General features: G+C 70.7%; 15 protein-coding genes and 1 pseudogene. 8 read left to right on the top strand and 8 right to left on the bottom strand.

The window, feature by feature from the left end; genetic code table 11:
* Positions 1-83: 83 nt before the first annotated feature.
* Entirely contained in the window at positions 84-1,103 is a 1,020-nt protein-coding gene (locus L3Q67_RS36705; protein ID WP_499186012.1) for a glycoside hydrolase family 43 protein, read from the top strand.
* A gap of 119 nt (positions 1,104-1,222) precedes the next feature.
* Here L3Q67_RS36705 and L3Q67_RS36710 read toward each other — a convergent pair whose 3' ends face one another.
* A complete protein-coding gene (locus tag L3Q67_RS36710) occupies positions 1,223-3,721 on the bottom strand; it encodes an alpha-L-arabinofuranosidase family protein (protein ID WP_499186013.1) in 2,499 nt (832 codons plus the stop codon).
* Positions 3,722-3,944: 223 nt separating this feature from the next.
* Here L3Q67_RS36710 and L3Q67_RS36715 point away from each other — a divergent pair, with 223 nt between their 5' ends.
* Complete coding sequence (locus L3Q67_RS36715) at positions 3,945-4,277, top strand: hypothetical protein (protein WP_499186014.1); 333 nt, start codon at positions 3,945-3,947, stop codon at positions 4,275-4,277.
* Here L3Q67_RS36715 and L3Q67_RS36720 read toward each other — a convergent pair.
* On the bottom strand, positions 4,258-5,232 hold the full coding sequence (locus tag L3Q67_RS36720) for an NAD-dependent epimerase/dehydratase family protein (RefSeq protein WP_499186015.1): 975 nt from the start codon (positions 5,230-5,232) through the stop codon (positions 4,258-4,260). The genes L3Q67_RS36715 and L3Q67_RS36720 overlap by 20 nt on opposite strands.
* Before the next feature lie 76 nt (positions 5,233-5,308).
* Here L3Q67_RS36720 and L3Q67_RS36725 point away from each other — a divergent pair, with 76 nt between their 5' ends.
* From L3Q67_RS36725 to L3Q67_RS36735, 3 genes are read left to right on the top strand one after another with little or no spacing between them, the layout of a single operon-like run.
* Entirely contained in the window at positions 5,309-6,508 is a 1,200-nt protein-coding gene (locus L3Q67_RS36725) for a serine hydrolase domain-containing protein (protein ID WP_499186016.1), read from the top strand.
* Between the two features lie 39 nt (positions 6,509-6,547).
* Positions 6,548-6,967: a DUF4326 domain-containing protein gene (locus L3Q67_RS36730; RefSeq protein WP_499186017.1), complete on the top strand. Its 420-nt coding sequence runs from the start codon at positions 6,548-6,550 to the stop codon at positions 6,965-6,967.
* A 33-nt stretch (positions 6,968-7,000) separates the two neighbouring features.
* Complete coding sequence (locus L3Q67_RS36735) at positions 7,001-7,471, top strand: YkvA family protein (RefSeq protein ID WP_499186018.1); 471 nt, start codon at positions 7,001-7,003, stop codon at positions 7,469-7,471.
* 5 nt (positions 7,472-7,476) lie between these two features.
* Here the strand turns inward: L3Q67_RS36735 and clpX are convergent, their stop codons facing one another.
* Together clpX and L3Q67_RS36745 are read right to left on the bottom strand one after the other, a co-directional pair.
* Positions 7,477-8,715 (bottom strand): ATP-dependent Clp protease ATP-binding subunit ClpX, encoded by a 1,239-nt coding sequence (gene clpX / locus L3Q67_RS36740; RefSeq protein WP_499186019.1) that lies wholly within the window; start codon positions 8,713-8,715, stop codon positions 7,477-7,479.
* Positions 8,716-8,797: 82 nt separating this feature from the next.
* Positions 8,798-10,432 (bottom strand): LTA synthase family protein, encoded by a 1,635-nt coding sequence (locus L3Q67_RS36745; protein WP_499186020.1) that lies wholly within the window; start codon positions 10,430-10,432, stop codon positions 8,798-8,800.
* Positions 10,433-10,551: 119 nt separating this feature from the next.
* On the opposite strand from L3Q67_RS36745, the gene L3Q67_RS36750 reads away from it, so the two are divergent.
* Together L3Q67_RS36750 and L3Q67_RS36755 are read left to right on the top strand one after the other, a co-directional pair.
* Entirely contained in the window at positions 10,552-11,109 is a 558-nt protein-coding gene (locus L3Q67_RS36750) for a TetR/AcrR family transcriptional regulator (RefSeq protein ID WP_499186021.1), read from the top strand.
* A complete protein-coding gene (locus tag L3Q67_RS36755; RefSeq protein ID WP_499186022.1) occupies positions 11,106-12,296 on the top strand; it encodes an MFS transporter in 1,191 nt (396 codons plus the stop codon). Before L3Q67_RS36750 ends, L3Q67_RS36755 begins: the two co-directional genes overlap by 4 nt.
* On the opposite strand, the gene L3Q67_RS36760 is transcribed toward L3Q67_RS36755, so the two are convergent.
* The 4 genes from L3Q67_RS36760 to L3Q67_RS36775 all read right to left on the bottom strand — a co-directional run bounded on the left by L3Q67_RS36760 (position 12,265) and on the right by L3Q67_RS36775 (position 15,107).
* Positions 12,265-12,906, bottom strand: coding sequence for a DUF998 domain-containing protein (locus L3Q67_RS36760; protein WP_499186023.1), 642 nt, complete (start codon positions 12,904-12,906; stop codon positions 12,265-12,267). The genes L3Q67_RS36755 and L3Q67_RS36760 overlap by 32 nt on opposite strands.
* Positions 12,907-12,985: 79 nt before the next feature.
* Positions 12,986-13,726 carry a GAF and ANTAR domain-containing protein gene (locus L3Q67_RS36765; RefSeq protein WP_499186024.1) on the bottom strand — a complete coding sequence of 247 codons (741 nt, stop codon included), beginning with the start codon at positions 13,724-13,726 and terminating at the stop codon, positions 12,986-12,988.
* Positions 13,727-13,744: 18 nt separating this feature from the next.
* Positions 13,745-14,581 carry a patatin-like phospholipase family protein gene (locus L3Q67_RS36770; RefSeq protein ID WP_499186025.1) on the bottom strand — a complete coding sequence of 279 codons (837 nt, stop codon included), beginning with the start codon at positions 14,579-14,581 and terminating at the stop codon, positions 13,745-13,747.
* A 109-nt stretch (positions 14,582-14,690) separates the two neighbouring features.
* Positions 14,691-15,107: a nuclear transport factor 2 family protein gene (locus L3Q67_RS36775; RefSeq protein ID WP_499186026.1), complete on the bottom strand. Its 417-nt coding sequence runs from the start codon at positions 15,105-15,107 to the stop codon at positions 14,691-14,693.
* Positions 15,108-15,177: 70 nt separating this feature from the next.
* Here L3Q67_RS36775 and L3Q67_RS36780 point away from each other — a divergent pair.
* Positions 15,178-15,984 (top strand): annotated as a pseudogene (locus L3Q67_RS36780) (LysR family transcriptional regulator); the annotation flags it as partial.
* Between the last annotated feature and the right edge of the window lie 6 nt (positions 15,985-15,990).

Below are 15,990 nucleotides of genomic sequence, written 5' to 3' on the forward strand. Positions count from 1 at the left end.
CACGGGCCAGTGTTAGCGATAACACTAAGCGCGTCAAGTCTCGGATCCATCACCGTGCGAAGCTGCCGAAAGGATCACCGAAGATGCCGGCCCGCCTGCTGCTCAGCCTGATTGTCCTCTTCGGACTCGTCGTGGGACCGCCCGCCGCCGCGGCCACGCCGTATTCCGGTTACCTGTTCGCCTATTTCACCGGCGAAGGCACCCCCGACGGCGAGCAGATCTACTTCGCCGCCAGCCGCGGTGACGACCCGCTGGCCTGGGACGAGCTCAACGGCGGGCGGCCCGTGCTCACCTCGGCACTGGGTGATCGCGGGGTGCGCGACCCGTTCCTGCTGCGCTCGCCGGACGGCCGGAAGTTCTACCTGCTGGCGACCGACCTTCGCATGCACGGAAACGGCGACTGGGACCAGGTGCAGCGCACCGGCAGCCGGTCGATCATGGTGTGGGAGTCGGCCGATCTGGTGCACTGGTCGGCGCAGCGCTCGGCGCTGGTCTCGCCGCCGACGGCCGGGAACACCTGGGCGCCGGAGGCCTACTGGAACGCGGCGACCGGTTCGTACGTGGTTTTCTGGGCGTCGAAGCTGTACGCGGAAAACGACCCGCAGCACCTCGGCGACAGCTACAACCGGATGATGTACGCGACCACCACGGACTTCGTGCACTTCAGCGAAGCACGGGTGTGGAACGACCCGGGGTACTCGGTGATCGACTCGACGGTGATCGCCGCGGACGGGGTGTACCACCGGTTCACCAAGGACGAGCGGAACCCGTCGTCGTCCACGCCGTGCAGCAAGTTCGTGCTGCAGGAGAGTTCGGCGGACCTGCTGGCGCCGTCGTGGGACTTCGTCGCCGACTGCATCGGGAAGGGCGCCATCAGCCGGGGTGAGGGCCCGACGGTGTTCAAGGCGAACACCGGGGACAAGTGGTACCTGTTCATCGACGAGTTCGGCGGCCGGGGTTACGTCCCCTTCGAAACCACCGACCTCACCTCCGGCACCTGGACGATGTCCCCCGCCTTCGACCTGCCCACCTCCCCGCGCCACGGCATCGTCCTCCCCCTGAACCCAGCCGAACACCACCGCGTCCAACGGACCCTGCGCTGAGCCATCGGGACCGTCCCCAGCCAGCAACGTGGGGGGAGCCGAACGCTATGAGTGGGGCATTACTTGCATTCAACGCAAGTAATGCCCCACTCATGGCATTCACCCGTCGCGCGGGACGCCTACGGCTGCGGGTGCAGGCGGAGGAAGGTGATCGAGTGCGGCGGGAAGGTGTGGTCGAAGGTGGACGACAGCTTGTCCACAGTGGATTCGACCGGCTGGATGGGGGTGGCGGTTTCGGTGTTCACCGCGTCCGGGGCGCCGGTCAGGGTGGTGATCCGGCCCTGCGGTGCGATCCGCGTGCCGCCGAGGTCGATCCGGGTGGGGGCGGGCGCGGACTGGGCGTTGACCACCTTCACGATCAGCTCACCGGTCGCCGCGTCGCGGGTGACGACCTGGCGGAACGGTTCGGCCACCTTGTCGTCGGTGAACTCGCCCCACTTCTGGCCGTCCAGGAACAGGGTCACGTGGCGGTCCCGCACCTCGACGCGGAGGTCGTAGGTCCGTCCCTGTTCGATCCGCGTGCCGTTCTCCAGCAGGGTCTGCTTGCCCCCGCCGGTCGCCTTCTCCACGGCTGACCGCGTGTTGGCCCAGCCACCGAGGTTCCACCAGTAGTAGTCACCGGAACCCCGCACGCCGAAGCCGACCAGGAAGCCTTCCGCGCCGGCCTCCTTGGTGGCCTTGACGCTCAGGTCGTAGTTCTGCCACCCCGGGTCCCCGGCGGTCACCATGGTGTTCTCGGCCGCCACATCGGATTGCAGGTACGAGCCGCCGTCCACGGTCCAGTTCCCGCGCCCGCTGATGTTCGTCCACTTCCCGGCGCCCGCGGAGAAGTCGTCGGCGAACAGGCCGGTGCCGTCGGCCGCGGTCACCGTGACGTCGTCGTACCGCGCGCTCGTCGCCCACGTCGAAAGGCCCACCGCGCCGGTGATCGGGCCGTTCACGATGGGCGTGGTCGACGCTTCGCTCGGCACCACGCGGTCACCGACGTTGGTCATGAACAGCTTCTGCGTCTCGTAGCTGGTCGAGCCCCACGAAGCCGAGTTGGTGAACCAGATCATGTCCGGGCGCCACTGGTTGTTGTCCCGGTCGGCGAGCAGCGGCGCGTAGGAAGCCAGCCGCACCACGTCGGCGTTGCGTTCCAACCCGGTCATGAACGCGGCCTCGGCGAGCGAGTTCGCGAACCGGTTGTCCTGCGAGGCGTACTCCCCCAGGAACACCTTCGGCCCCTGCCGATCGTAGGTGTCGTACCGGTTGTTGTTCTCCAGGAACCACTGTGGACTGTTGTAGTAGTGCTCGTCCACCATGTCCACATCGGCCGCCCGGTTCAGTTCCCAAGCGCGGTCGAAGGTGGCCCCGGCGTCGTCCGGGCCGGAGTTGCTGATCACGGTGATCTCCGGGTACCGCTCGTTGATCGCCTTGCGGAATTCGGTGAAGCGCGCGAAGAACTCGTCCGGCAGGTTCTCCTCGTTGCCGACACCCAGGTGCGTGAGCCCGAACGGTTCCGGGTGACCCATCTGCGCCCGCCGCGCGCCCCACGGCGAATCGGCAGGGCCGTTGGCGAACTCGATCAGGTCGAGCGTGTCCTGCACGTGCCGCCGCAGCAGTTCCGGGTCGTCGGTGGCCTGGTTCTGCCCGCACCCGGTGACCAGCGCGGGCACCACCGGCAGCGCCATCGCGCCGATGTCCTCGGCGAACTGGAAGTACTCGAAGTAGCCGAGCCCGTAGGACTGGTTGTAGCCCCAGAAGTTCGCATTGGTGGCGCGTTCCTCGACCGGGCCGATGGTGTCCTTCCACTGGTAGGACCGCCGCCGCTGGAAGTCCGGTGCCTCGTAGGCTTCGTGGCTGCCGGTGTTGACCAGGCAGCCGCCGGGGAACCGCACGAAACCCGGCTCCAGCGCGGCGATCTTCTCGGCGAGGTCGCGGCGCAACCCGTTGGGCCGGTTCTTGTAGGTGTCACGCGGGAAGAGCGAAACCATGTCCAGGCTGACCGACGCGCCGGCGGTCACGGTGAGCCGCCCGGTGGTGCTGGATTCGCGCGCGGTGAAGCTGCCGGTGTACTTCACCCACCGGCCCGCCTGGGCGGTGACCACCACCGGCCGCGCCAGCACGGCACCGGCGGCATCGGTGAGGTTCGCGGTGAGCGGGGCGGCCGAGTCGCCGCGCGCCCACACCGAGAAGTCGTACTGCTTCCCGCGCTCGATCGCGAAGCCCGCGTTGTAGCCGCCGTTGGTGATGCCGAACGAGCCGCCGGTCACCTCGAGCTTCAGGTAACGCCGGTTGCGTTCGTTGAGCCTGCCCGCGTCGTCGAGCACGCGGGCGGTACCGCCATTCGTGGCCGCGGTCCACGCGGTCAGTCCGGTGAACGAGGAGTTGTCGGCGGGATCGAATTCGAAGGACCGGTTCCGCACCAGTTCGCCGTACAGCCCGCCGTCGGCCGCGTGGTTGATGTCCTCGAAGAAAACGCCGTACATGCTGCGCGGCAGGTCGGGCCCGGCGGCGGCCGGATCGATGTCGAGTGTGTAGGCGGGCGCGGCCTGCGCGGCCACCGGAAGGGGCGCGACCGTCAACGCGGTCAGCGCGGCGAAGGTGAGTACGAGCCTGGATGATCGTCTGGACACCGCTGTCCTCTCTCGAGATCACGGGGCATGTGAGCGCTAACATTCAGCTGGCCGCCCGCGCGCGGTGTCAACCGAGCTCCGGCCGGCCGCACATGCCGCTCCACATCACAGCGGTGCATCGGCTCGGCGCTGACCGGGTTCATTTCCTGGTCGACGGCCCACAACCGGGCATACTGGGCCCCTTCGCCCTGCGCCGAAGGCATGGCCTGACCACGGAGGCGTGATGGCGCTCCACTACTACGACTCGTCCGGTTTGTGGATCGCTTTCCGCCGCAAGCCGGACGATCGTTATCTGTTCAATTCCCACGCGGCGTGGATCGGCTGGTTTCCCTGGCGTGATGCCGACGCGGTCACCACCACCGGCGATTACCTCGGCACCATCGTCGGGGACCGGTTCCTGCACCGGCACCGCCAGCCGTATCGCGGTTATCCCGGATTCCCCGGTTTTCCGGGATATCCGGGACATCCCGCGTATCCGGGCCACTGGGGGCCGCGGTCGCTGCCCGCCGGGTTCGCCGACGTGCCGCTGAAGTTGCTCAAGGCGAATTCGGATTGAGCGCGGGAAGGTCGCCTCGGGCCGCGAGCCATTCGAGTGCTTCGTGGATCGCTTCGAGTGAGCTGTACCGCGGCTGGAATTCCAGCAGCCGCCGAGCTTTTCCGATGGCGGCGTTCGGGCTGTGCGCGATGTGGTCCCAGGTCAGCGCGGCGGAGTCCGTGTCGACCGTCTCGCGCCACTGTTCCCAGCCGAGGTAGGACAGCCGGGCCTCGCGCCCGTACCAGCCCGCGACGGCTTCGGCGTATCCACGCAGGGTCAGCGCCGCCGGGGACACCACGTGGAAGCTCTCGCCGAGCGCGACACTGCGGTGGGTCATCGCGGCGGTGAAGGACTGGGCCACGTCGTCGGCGTGCACGTGGTGCAGCGTCTCCATGCCCAGGTTCGGCAGCACCAGTTCCTCACCGGCGGCCAGCTTGCGGAACACGTCGAGGTCCAGGTTCCCGGCGGGGTTCACCGGCGGCCAGCCGGGACCGCAGATGTGGCCGGGGTGCAGCAGGGTCACCGGGAAGCCGTGCCGCCGCGCCTGGTCCAGCAGATAGCTTTCGATCTCGGCCTTCGCGACGCCGTATTCGCCGAACGGCCGCCGCGGCAGGTCCTCGGTGGCCGGCACCTGGGTGCTCGCGCCGTGCACCCAGATCGTGCCGCAGTGCAGGAAGTGCTGGATCCGGCCGTGCAGCGCCTCGACCAGCTGCCGCGCGCTGTCCGGCCGGAAGCAGATCAGGTCGATCACCACGTCCGGCGCGAGCTGGCGGAGGCGGGCGCCGAACGCGCCGGTGCGTTCCTCCTCGTCGCGGTCGGCGCTGACCGCGGTGACCGCGCGCCAGGCCGCGTGCGGCCGGTAGGGCTCGGCCTTGCCGCGGCTCAGCACCACCACCTCGTGTCCGGCCGCGACCAGCCGCGGGATCAGGTAACCGCCGATGTGCCCGGTGCCGCCCAGCACCACCACCCGTGTCATACCGCCATCGTAGGGAGGTACGCCGATGAGTTCGCGGTTCGCCGCCGGTCTGTCCTGATGAAGGAAGGACGGATTGATGGATGACGAGTTGCAGGAACTGCTGGACACCCACGTCGCGAAGGGTGCGGTGCCCGGCGCGGTGGCGCTGGTGGCGCGCGGGGACCACGTGGAGGTACGGACCGCGGGCCACGCCGACGTCGAGACCGCCACGCCGATGGCGGAGGACTCGCTCTTCCGGATCGCCTCGATCACCAAGCCGATCGTCGCCGCCGCCGTGCTGGTGCTCATCGAAGAAGGTGTGCTCGCGCTCCAGGACCCGATCGCCCAGTGGCTGCCGGAGCTCGAAGCGCCGATGGTCGTGCGCACCCCGCGTGGTCCGGTCGACGACGTGGTGCCCGCGGTCCGGCCGATCACCGTGGAGCACCTGCTCACCTCGACCGCCGGATACGGCTTCTCCTCCGACTTCTCCGTGCCCGCCGTGCAGGCGCTGTTCCAGGTGCAGCGGGACGGCCGCGAACCCCAGCACGTCCCGCCGCCCGGCGAGTGGCTGACCGCGCTGGCCGGTGTTCCGCTGGTGCACCAGCCGGGCGAGGCGTGGCTCTACCACACCTGCTCCGACCTGCAGGGTGTGCTGATCGCCCGCGCGAGCGGCCGGTCGCTGCCCGAGTTCCTGGCCGAGCGGATCTTCGCACCGCTGGGCATGACCGACACCGGCTTCGTGGTGCCCGAGTCCCAGCGGCACCGGTTCACCACTTACTACCGTGCCGCGGCGGCAGGCGGCTTCGAGCGGGCCGATGGTCCCGACGGGCAGTGGAGCCGCATGCCCGCGTTCCCCTCCGGCGCGGGCGGGCTCGTCTCCACCGCCCGGGACTGGCTGCGTTTCGCACGCATGTTGTTGGCCGACGGGGAGGACGTGCTCTCGGCGGACTCCGTGCGGCGACTGCGCACCGACCAGCTCACCCCGGCCCAACGCGAGGGCAGCGAGCTGTTCCTGGAGGGTCAGAGCTGGGGCTACGGCGGCTCGGTCGACGTCGAGCCGCTGCACCCGTGGGCCGCGCCGGGCCGCTACGGCTGGGTCGGCGGCACCGGGACTGCGGCCCACCTGGTCCCTTCGACCGGCCTGGTGACCATCCTGCTCACCCAGATCGCCATGGACGGGCCGTCTTCGCCGACGCTCATGCAGGATTTCTGGGCGTCGACGCGGAGCGAACCCGGCGATGGAGGCCCCGGAGCTGCTGACCGGGGATTTGCGGCGGTTCTTCGCGGCTCCGCTTGATCAAGTTGCTCCGCCCGGCCGCGGCCCTAGGGTGGGGCCATGACGTGCAGCGGACTGCCGGAGCAGGCGTCACGGTGGACCGAGGACGAGCAGGAACGTGCCGCCCGCGTGCTGGGCGGGCAGGCGACCGTGGTCAACGTGCGGAAGAACGGGCCGCACCGGCGGCTCGTGCCGTGGCTGACCGAAGCCGGGCTGCTGGTCTACATCGGTCACGCGGGCACCCGGCACGACTGGCCCGAGTCGGATTTCGCCAGCCCCTTCGTCGCCGAGGCGAGGACCGACCGGTCGCGGTCGGTGTTGTTGTACGAGGAATGGCTGGACGCCCAGCCGCACCTGCTGCGGCGGCTGGGCCTCGGTGAACTGCGCGGCCGGGCGCTCGGCTGCTGGTGCGCGCCCCAGCAGTGCCACGGCGACGTACTGGCCGGACGGCACCGGGGCCCGCTGATCTCACTCAGGTAACGCGTTCGGGCACGAGCGCCTAACATTGGCCTCGTGGCCCTACTGGGAGTTCTGCTCGTCTTGCTGGGCGTGTCGACCCTGCTGTTCCGCGACGCCGACGTGCTCGGCCTGCCGGCCACCGGGTTCGGCATCGGGCTGGCGGTCGCCGGTGTGGCGCTGTTCGCGGGTGGCCTGGCCTGGCGGTCCGCGAAACGGCGGCGCAAGATCGCCGCCGGTGAGCCGGTGCCGGTCGGGAACGTGGTAGACCGGGCGAAGGCGCTGCCCCGGTTGCTCCGGTCCCGGCGCGAGGGCTATGACGGGCTGCCGAAGAGCCGTCTGGCGCTGTGGGGTTTCGCGCTGGTGTACCTGGTCTCGCCGATCGACATCCTGCCCGAGCTGCTGCCGATCATCGGCGTCACGGACGACGCCGGGGTGCTGGTCTGGCTGCTCACCAGCGTTTCCGCGGCTTCCGGGATGTTCCTGCGCTGGGAACGGGACCGCGTGCGCCCCAAACCCAAGCCCTGACCCCCTCAGGCCGACCGGCTGTGCCGCGCGCGTGGCACCAGCGCCGGGCGCACCCGGTCCAGCACGGTGTCGCGGCCGATGATCACCTCGGCGATGTCGTCACGGCTCGGCACCTCGTACATCACCGGTAGCAGGACTTCTTCGAGCACCGCCCGCGTCGCCCGCGCACCGGTGCCGCGCAACAGCGCCTGCTCGGCGATCGCGTCGACCGCGTCGTCGGTGAACCGCAGTTCGACGCCGTCGAGCGCGAGCAACCTGCGGTACTGCTTGAGCAGGGCGTCGCGTGGTTCGGTGAGGATGCGGGCCAGCGTCGGGCGGTCGAGCGGCTCCACCTTCGTCACGATCGGCAGCCTGCCGACGAACTCGGGGATCAGGCCGAAGCGCATCAGATCCTCGGGCAGCACGTGGGCCGAGGCCTCGGGCGCCTGCCGGACCTCCGCGCCGAACCCCAGGCCGCGCCTGCCCGTCCGCTCGCCGACGACGCGCTCGAGGCCGTCGAACGCCCCGGCCGCGATGAACAGCACGTTCGTCGTGTCGATCCGGAGGTTCTCCTGGTGCGGGTGCTTGCGCCCGCCCTGCGGCGGCACCGAGACCGTGCTGCCTTCGAGGATCTTCAGCAGCGCCTGCTGCACGCCCTCACCGGAGACGTCCCTGGTGATCGACCGGTTCTCCGACTTGCGGGCGATCTTGTCGATCTCGTCGAGGTAGATGATGCCGGTCTCGGCCCGCGCGATGTCGTAGTCGGCGGCCTGGATCAGCTTGAGCAGGATGTTCTCCACGTCCTCACCCACGTACCCCGCTTCGGTGAGCGCGGTGGCGTCGGCGCTGGCGAACGGCACGTTCAGCAGTTTCGCCAGCGTGCGGGCCAGGTGGGTCTTGCCGCAGCCGGTCGGCCCGAGCAGCAGCACGTTGGACTTGCCGAGCTCGACCGGCTCCTCCTTGGCGTGCTTCCCGGCGGGCGCAGCCCCGCGTTCGATCCGCTTGTAGTGGTTGTAGACCGCCACCGCCAGCGCGCGTTTGGCGTTCTCCTGCCCGACCACGTACCGGTCGAGGTACTCGCGGATCTCCTGCGGGCGGGGCGCTTCCGCCGGTTCGGGGGCCACGGTCTCCTCGCCGACCAGCTCGGTGCACTCGCCGACGCACTCGTCGCAGATGTGCACGCCGGACGGACCGGCGATCAGCCGCCGCACCAGTTGCTGCGCCCGCCCGCAGAAGGAGCACCTCGGTGCCTGCTCGGCTGCCATCCGGAAGAACTCCCCGCATTTCAAATGTTCACACCATCTCGATGTTGAGAGTATGCCGATTCGGCCGCCCTCGGCAAGGTGCTCACCTCGCGAAGGCGGTCAGGAAGTGGTCGCGGAACTCGTCCATCGGCCACACCGGCGCCTGCGGACCCGGCCGCAGACCGTCGTGCCAGCCCCACCCGGCCACGCGGTCGAGCACGGCGGGATCGCGCGCCACGATGGTGATCGGCACGTCCCAGTCGGCCCCTTCCCCGGTGACCATGGTCGACGGCTGGTGGTCGCCGAGGAAGACCAGCACCAGGTCGTCGCCGCCGTGGGTCTCCACATAGGACAGCAGGGAGGTCAGCGAGTACTCGATGGTCTCGGTGTAGGCACCGCGGATCAGCGCCGGGTCGGACCACAGGCCCTCGACCGGCGGGCGCATCAGCGAGTGGTAGACCGAGCCGTCGCCGACGGCGTTCCAGTCGAGCACCGGCGGCGGTGGCGACCACGGCCAGTGGCTCGACACCAGGTCGATCTCGGCCATCAGCGGCGCGTGCGGGGCCGCGCGTTCGGCGCGGTGGAAGGCCGAAAGCGTGAACTGGTCGGGCATCGTCACGTAGGACTCGGACGGGCCCTGGTAGCCGACGTTGCGTGCGTCGTAGTACTGGTCGTAGCCGTAGAACTCGCCTTCCGGCCAGTCCCGCGTGTGCGCCGGGACGTCACCGACCGTGCGCCAGCCCGCTCGCTGGAACGCGCCGCCGAGGGTGAGCCGGTCGGTGGCGAACAGGCTGTCGTAGCGCTGCTCGTTCTTGATCCAGAGCCCGGACTGCAGCGTCGAGTGCGCGAGCCAGCTTCCGCCGCCGGTGGTCGGCGAGGTGAGGAACGCGCTGCGGGACCCGAACCCGGCCGCGCGCAGGCGGTTCGTGCCTTCGTCGAGCAGCGGGCCGATCCGGGCCGCGACATCCGAATCCTGCACGGCGAACCGGCCGTAGCTCTCGACGAAGGTGAGCACGACGTCCTTGCCGCGCAACGCGGTCAGCAACTGCTCGCCGGGGACCGCGCCGAACGGGTCGGGTGCGGCGGACTCCTCGGCGAAGGCCCCCTGGTCCAGCAGATCCGCGCGCACCTGGCGCAGGTCGTCGTAGGCGAAGGCGACCGCGCTGTTGGCGGCCACCGGTTCCCCGGGCACCAGCTGCACGCCGAACACCGCGCAGAAGATCCAGATCACGCCGAGCACGGACACCGCCCTGGTCGAGGCCGTGCGGTGCCCGGCGACCAGCCGGGCCAGCCGCACCGCCGACAGGGTCAGCCCGGCGACCAGCGCGAGCGCGAGCAGCACGAGCCCGCAGACCGCCACGGCCGCCGCCGTCTCGCCCAGCGAGGCGATGAGCAGGTCCATCGCGGGGCCGAAGAGGTTCCAGTCGAACACCGGGTTGAACGGGCGGTCCAGCGCGACGAGGAAGCCCATGTTGATCAGCTTCACGACGGTGAGCAGCCCGAGGAACGCCCCGGCCAGCACGGCGAGCACCCGGCGCGGGCGCACCGGCAGCACGAGCACCAGCGCGACCCCGGCCAGCGCCTCCACCGGCAGCCGCGCGAACGCGCCCGGGGTCAGCCGGTCCGGTTCGCCGGGCACCACCAGCGCGACGAGCACCAGCAGGGCGGCCAGCGCCAGGCCGGCCCGCGCCAGCACCTGGCGCACCGGGCCGCGGTCCACGGCGGTTTCCTCGCTCACGAGCCGGAGATCCTCTCTGCAGGGAGTAGCTACTGACGGGTTACACGGGCGCGGGGAGCCGGTGGTTCACGGCCGACCCGATGTGTACAGTCGTACGCATCGACCGGACTGGAGCACTGGTGACCCCTCAGCCCGCCCGCCGCAGGCGGTTCGACCCCGAACGCCGCGAGCGCCTCATCGAAGCGGCGATCGACGTGATCGCCGAACGCGGGGTCGCCGGCACCTCCCACCGCGCGGTGGCCGAGGCCGCCGACGTGCCGCTCGGTTCGCTCACCTACCACTTCACGAACCTGGACGAACTGCTCCGGCTCGCCTTCACCAGGCTGGCCGAGCGGATGCACGGCCGGTTCGACGCCGCGCTCGCCGCGATCCCGCCCGGCGGCGACGGCCGCGAAGGCGTGGTCCGGATCATCTGCGACGAGGGCCTCGGGTTCGACCGCGATCTGCTCCTGATGGTCGAGTTGTACGTGCTCGCCATCCGCAAGCCGGTGTTCCGCGAGCTGATCCAGGACTGGATGAACGCCAGCCGCCGGTCGCTGGCGCGGCACTTCCCCGAGGACTCGGCGCCCGAGATCGACGCGCTGATCGAGGGCATGGTGCTGCACAGCCACCTGTCCACCGAGCCGTTCGACCCCGAGCGGGTGCGGCGCGCGGTCCACCGGATCACTGAGCGATGACCGCACAGACCACACCGATCGCCCCCGAGGTACGCCGTTGGCGGGCCGCCCTGTTCGCGATGTTCCTGCTCACCGGCATCACCTTCGCCTCGTGGGTGACCAGGACCCCGGCGATCCGCGACTCGGTCGGCGCGTCGACCGCGCAGATGGGCGTGATCATCGCCGGGTTGTCGGTCGGTTCGCTGCTGGGCATCGCGGTCGCCGGGCGGCTGGTGGTGGCCAGGGGCGGGCGGTTCGTGATCGCGCTCGGCTCGGTCGCCATGGTGGCCGGGCTGTTGCTCATCGCGCTCGGCGCGGCACTCGGGGCGGGCTGGCTGGTCTGCGGCGGGCTGGCGTTCTTCGGCCTGGGCATGGGTGCTTCCGAAGTCGCGCAGAACGTCGAAGGCGCGGAGGTCGAGCGGGCGCTGGACGCCTCGGTTCTGCCCGCCATGCACGGCTGTTTCAGCATCGGCACCTTCGCCGGCGCGCTCGCCGGGATCGCGCTCAACGCTCTGGCCGTGCCGGTGGCGCCGCACGTCGGCACCTCCGCCGCGTTGATGGCCGTGGTGGCGGTCTGGGCCGTGCGCGGCATCCCGGCGCACTCCCCCGCCGACGAGGCCGGTGAGCGGACGCGGGCACCGAAGGTCTGGCGCGAGCCGCGCGTGGTGCTGATCGGCGTGATCGTGCTCGGCATGGCGCTGGCCGAGGGCTCGGCGAACGACTGGCTGCCGCTGATCACCGTCGACGGTTTCGGTGCCACGGCGACGATCGGCTCGGTCGCCTACGCGTTGTTCGGCCTGGCGATGGCGGCCGGGCGGTTCAGCGGGAGCCGGGTGCTCGACCGGTTCGGCCGCACCGCGGCGATGCGCGGCAGCGCGGTGATCGCCACCGCGGGCGTCGCGCTGGTCGTCCTCGCTCCGGGCATCGAACTCGCGGCGGCCGGCGTGGTGCTCTGGGGGCTCGGCACGTCGCTGGGCTTCCCGGTCGCGCTTTCGGCGGCGGGCGACGATCCCGAGCACGCCGCCGCGCGGGTCAGCGCCGTGGCGACGATCGGCTACCTGGCCTTCCTGGTCGGGCCACCGCTGCTCGGCCTGCTCGGCGAATTCGCCGGGCTGCGCAACGCACTCGTCGTGGTGGTGGTGATGCTGGTGGTCGCCGGGGCCTGCGCGCCGGCGGTCAGTGATCGCGCAACAGCGTCTCGCCCTTGACCATCCAGGCCACCCCGAACGCGAAGATGGCGCCGGATTCCAGCCACAGCACGGGTTTCAGCGGCGCGAGGACGTCGGCGAGCCACAGCCCTTCGAGCGCGATGAGCGCCAGGCACACCAGCATCACCCCGCCACAGACGCGGTAGACGCGGTTGCGCGAGGCCTTGCGCCGCGTGGGCGCCCCGGTGCTCCTGGTGAACAGGAACAGGCAGAACACCGACAGCGTCAAGAAGAACACCGCCGCGCAGACGACGTGCACGGTCTCCACCAGTCGTGCGGTGGCCGAGGGATCGGGCCCCACGGCCACCGGGAACAGGCCCACGCCGATCGCCGCCACCGCGGCGACGTTCCCGCACAGGTCGTCGAGCCGGTCGTGCCCGCGGTAGGACAGCAGGAAGGTGCCGACCGCGCACATGCTGCCGACGAAGACCCCGCTCATCACCGTGTGGTAGTAGCCGCTGATCGATTCCTGCAGGCCACCGCCCTCGAGCAGCAGCTTGCCCAGTACCAGCACCACCGGCAGCGCCAGGCCGATCACCCCCACCGCCCGGCGCAGGTACAGGTAGGAATGCACCAATCCCGTCTGAGGCGTCTGGACCACTGGCTGCATGCGAACAGTGAAACACCCCGAAGCCGGCCACCCGGCCAGGCGAACACCAATTGTTACCGAACGACTACCCTGAGTGCAATCAGGGACCGGTGGGTGGCCGGGCGGTCAGCGCTTCGGCCACATCCGTCAGCTTGACGTTGAGCCGCTGGGAAGTCCGGCGCAGGATGGCGAACGCCTCGTCGGCGGTGAGCCCGCGACGCTGCATCAGGATGCCTTTCGCCTGGCCGATCACGTCGCGGCTGTCGATCGCCTGGCGCAGCTGGGCGGCCTGGAGTTCGGCACGGCTGAACGTTTCGGTGCGCGCCAGCGCCAGTGACGCGTGGGTCGACAGCAGCAGCGCGATGTCCTGCGCGTCCTCGCTGAACCCGCCCGGCTGGGTGCTGTAGAGGTTGAGCGCGCCGGACAGCTGCGGCGGCCGGGCGTCGGGCAGCACGGCGGTGGACAGCACCGAGTGGTAGCCGTGCCGGGCGGCGGCGGGACCGAACCGCGGCCAGGCCGGATCGGCGCCGAGGTCCCCGCTCCGCACGTAGGCGGGCCCATCCGGCCGCGCCGCCGACACACAGGGACCCTCGCCGGTGTCGTACTGCACCTTGTCGAGTTCGAGCGCCACCGGCGCCGTCTCGACCGGGGTGTGGAAGCGGCCGTCCGGCGAGCGCAGGGTGATCGACACCAGCTCGGTGCCCGGCACCAGCCGGTAGGCCGCGTCGACCACCTGCTGCAGCACCCCGGCGGTGGTCCGCGCGTTGATCAGCAGGAACGTCAGGCGGGCGAATTCCCGCGCCAGCGCCCGGACCGGCTGCTGTCCCTCGGTTTCAGTCATCAGGACCGACTGTAACGCCTATGACCAGACCGGGCGGACCTCCTCGAGCACCGCCGCGGCCTGCGCGTAACCGGCACGCGCGGCCGCCGCGCGGTTCGCCGGGTCGAGCACGTTGCGCCCGAAAGCAGCCAAAGCCGCCTGGTCAGGGGTCACCAGCACCACGGACGCGTGCGCGCGCAGCGCTTCGACCTGTTTGCCGACGCCCGTCATCGGCCCGATCCCGCGCGGCAGCGGCGCGAGCACGACCACCCGATCGGCACCGGCGGCCAGGTCCGCGTTGGACCCCGAACGGATGCCGCCGTCGATGTAGCGGCGGCCGTCGATGGTCACCGGCGGCCACACCCCGGGCACCGCGCAGCTCGCCGCGACCGCGTGCACCAGCGGTACGCCGTCGTGGCGGTCGAAGGTGCGGAAGCGGCCGGTCTCCGCGTCCACCGCGGTGAGCAGCAGCCGTCGCTCCGGCCACTCGCGCACCGGCAGCCGCGACTCGATCACCGCGATCCGGTCGGCCTCGGAAGCCTCGGTGCGGGCACGCAGGGCGATCCGGCCGACACGGGCGCGGAAGCGCTGGGCGTCGGCCGGGCCGAGCATCGCCAGCGCGAACCGCAGCATCATGCCGCGCCCGAGCGCCGCCGCGAGTTCCCCGTCCGGTGGGGCGAGCTGGGCCTGGTAGCGGGTCTCGGCCTCGATGCCGGACGCGACCTGCGCGCCCACCACCGAACCGGCCGAGGTGCCCACCACCAGGTCGGCGCCGGTGAGGTCCACCCCGGCTTCGGCCAACCCGGCCAGGATCCCCCACTCCCAGGCGATCCCGGTGATGCCTCCGCCGCCGAGAACCAGTGCGCGCTGCGTCATCGGGCCATTCTGCCGGGCGCCGAGGACTTCCGCTTCTCCCGGTGCCCACGACGGCCTCCGGATGCTATGAGTGCGGCATTACTAGCGTTGAATGCAAGTAATGCCCCACTCATAGCGTTCGGCTGGTGACGTTGATGAGCACTCGTTCGGCCAGTGCGGTGTCGCAGTGCTCGATGACCTCGGTCAGCTTCCCGTCCTCGACGGTGAAGACGAAGCAGTAGGTCTGGTGGTACGACTCGCCCGCCGTGGTGGTGGCCTGGGCGCGTGCCTGCACCACGACCCGGTTGCCGTCGGCGAGCACGAAATCGGCCTCACTGCGGTAGCCGCCGGGGAACTGGGCCATCAGCGGGCGCAGCAGTCCGGTCAGGGTTTCGGCTTTCGACGGCCAGGTCCCGCTCCACGACCAGGCGCCGGGGATGACCCAGCGGAAGTCGTCCGCCATCGCGTCGCTCATCGCCCGCGGGTTCCCGGCGGCCATCTCCGCGAAGATTCCTTCGACCATTGCTTTGTTTTCGGCAGTTCCCATGGCGTTCAACCTACGTACGCCCAGCTATGCGTCAAACGAAAGTCTCGCATGTGTGGTATCAGTATCGCGCATGAGTGAGTTCACCGTGCTGGGCTTGGCCGTGGTCCGCGAAGCGGCCAGGCACGGCTCGTTCTCCGTCGCCGCCGACCGCCTCGGTTACACGCAGTCGGCCGTCTCGCGGCAGATCGCGCTGATGGAACAGGCGGCCGGGCAGTCGCTGTTCGAGCGCCGGTCCCGCGGGGTGAAGCCGACCGAGGCGGGCCGGTTGCTGCTCCGCCGGGCGGACGCCGTGCTCGGGGAACTCGACGCCGCCCGCCAGGACCTCCGCGAACTGGAGGCCCGGCCCGGTGGGCGGTTGCGGGTCGGGGCGTTCTCCACCGCGCTCGCGGCGCTGGTGCCACGGGCGATCGCCACGGTTTCCCGCCGTGCGCCCGGATTGCGGGTGCCGTTGCGCGAAGGGCTGAGCCCGTCGCTGCTGACCGCGGTCGCCCGGCGGCGGCTCGATCTGGCCGTCGTCACTCCGCCCGGCAAGACGCCGGACGGAGTGGAATTGTTGCCACTGCTGGAAGATCCGCTCTTCGTCGCGGTGCCCGCGGGACATCCGCTCACCACCCGGCCGAGCGCGACGCCCGCGGCACTGCGAGCCGAACGCTGGATCGCCGGCAGCGCCGAGCCGGGTTCCTCCCTGCTCGGCGCCTGGACGGACTCGTCGTGGCAGCCGGAGATCGCGTTCGTGGCCAAGGACTGGACCGCGAAGCTCGGCCTGGTCGCGGCCGGGCTCGGGGTCACCGTGGTGCCGGGACTGGCCGTCCCGTCGCTCCCGCCGACCGTCGAGGCCGTGCGCATCGACCACCCCGCCGCGATCCGTCCCGCGGCCATCGCG

Source organism: Saccharothrix sp. AJ9571, from assembly GCF_021725495.1.
Classification (GTDB): Bacteria; Actinomycetota; Actinomycetes; order Mycobacteriales; family Pseudonocardiaceae; genus Amycolatopsis; species Amycolatopsis magusensis.

Coding starts and splice junctions, on each gene's coding strand:
- L3Q67_RS36730 (WP_499186017.1), top strand. CDS start 6,548: ATGACGTGCAGCGGACTGCCGGAGCAGGCGTCACGGTGGACCGAGGAC.
- L3Q67_RS36765 (WP_499186024.1), bottom strand. CDS start 13,726: ATGACTGAAACCGAGGGACAGCAGCCGGTCCGGGCGCTGGCGCGGGAA.
- L3Q67_RS36725 (WP_499186016.1), top strand. CDS start 5,309: ATGGATGACGAGTTGCAGGAACTGCTGGACACCCACGTCGCGAAGGGT.
- L3Q67_RS36705 (WP_499186012.1), top strand. CDS start 84: ATGCCGGCCCGCCTGCTGCTCAGCCTGATTGTCCTCTTCGGACTCGTC.
- L3Q67_RS36755 (WP_499186022.1), top strand. CDS start 11,106: ATGACCGCACAGACCACACCGATCGCCCCCGAGGTACGCCGTTGGCGG.
- L3Q67_RS36720 (WP_499186015.1), bottom strand. CDS start 5,232: ATGACACGGGTGGTGGTGCTGGGCGGCACCGGGCACATCGGCGGTTAC.
- L3Q67_RS36715 (WP_499186014.1), top strand. CDS start 3,945: ATGGCGCTCCACTACTACGACTCGTCCGGTTTGTGGATCGCTTTCCGC.
- clpX (WP_499186019.1), bottom strand. CDS start 8,715: ATGGCAGCCGAGCAGGCACCGAGGTGCTCCTTCTGCGGGCGGGCGCAG.
- L3Q67_RS36760 (WP_499186023.1), bottom strand. CDS start 12,906: ATGCAGCCAGTGGTCCAGACGCCTCAGACGGGATTGGTGCATTCCTAC.
- L3Q67_RS36770 (WP_499186025.1), bottom strand. CDS start 14,581: ATGACGCAGCGCGCACTGGTTCTCGGCGGCGGAGGCATCACCGGGATC.
- L3Q67_RS36775 (WP_499186026.1), bottom strand. CDS start 15,107: ATGGGAACTGCCGAAAACAAAGCAATGGTCGAAGGAATCTTCGCGGAG.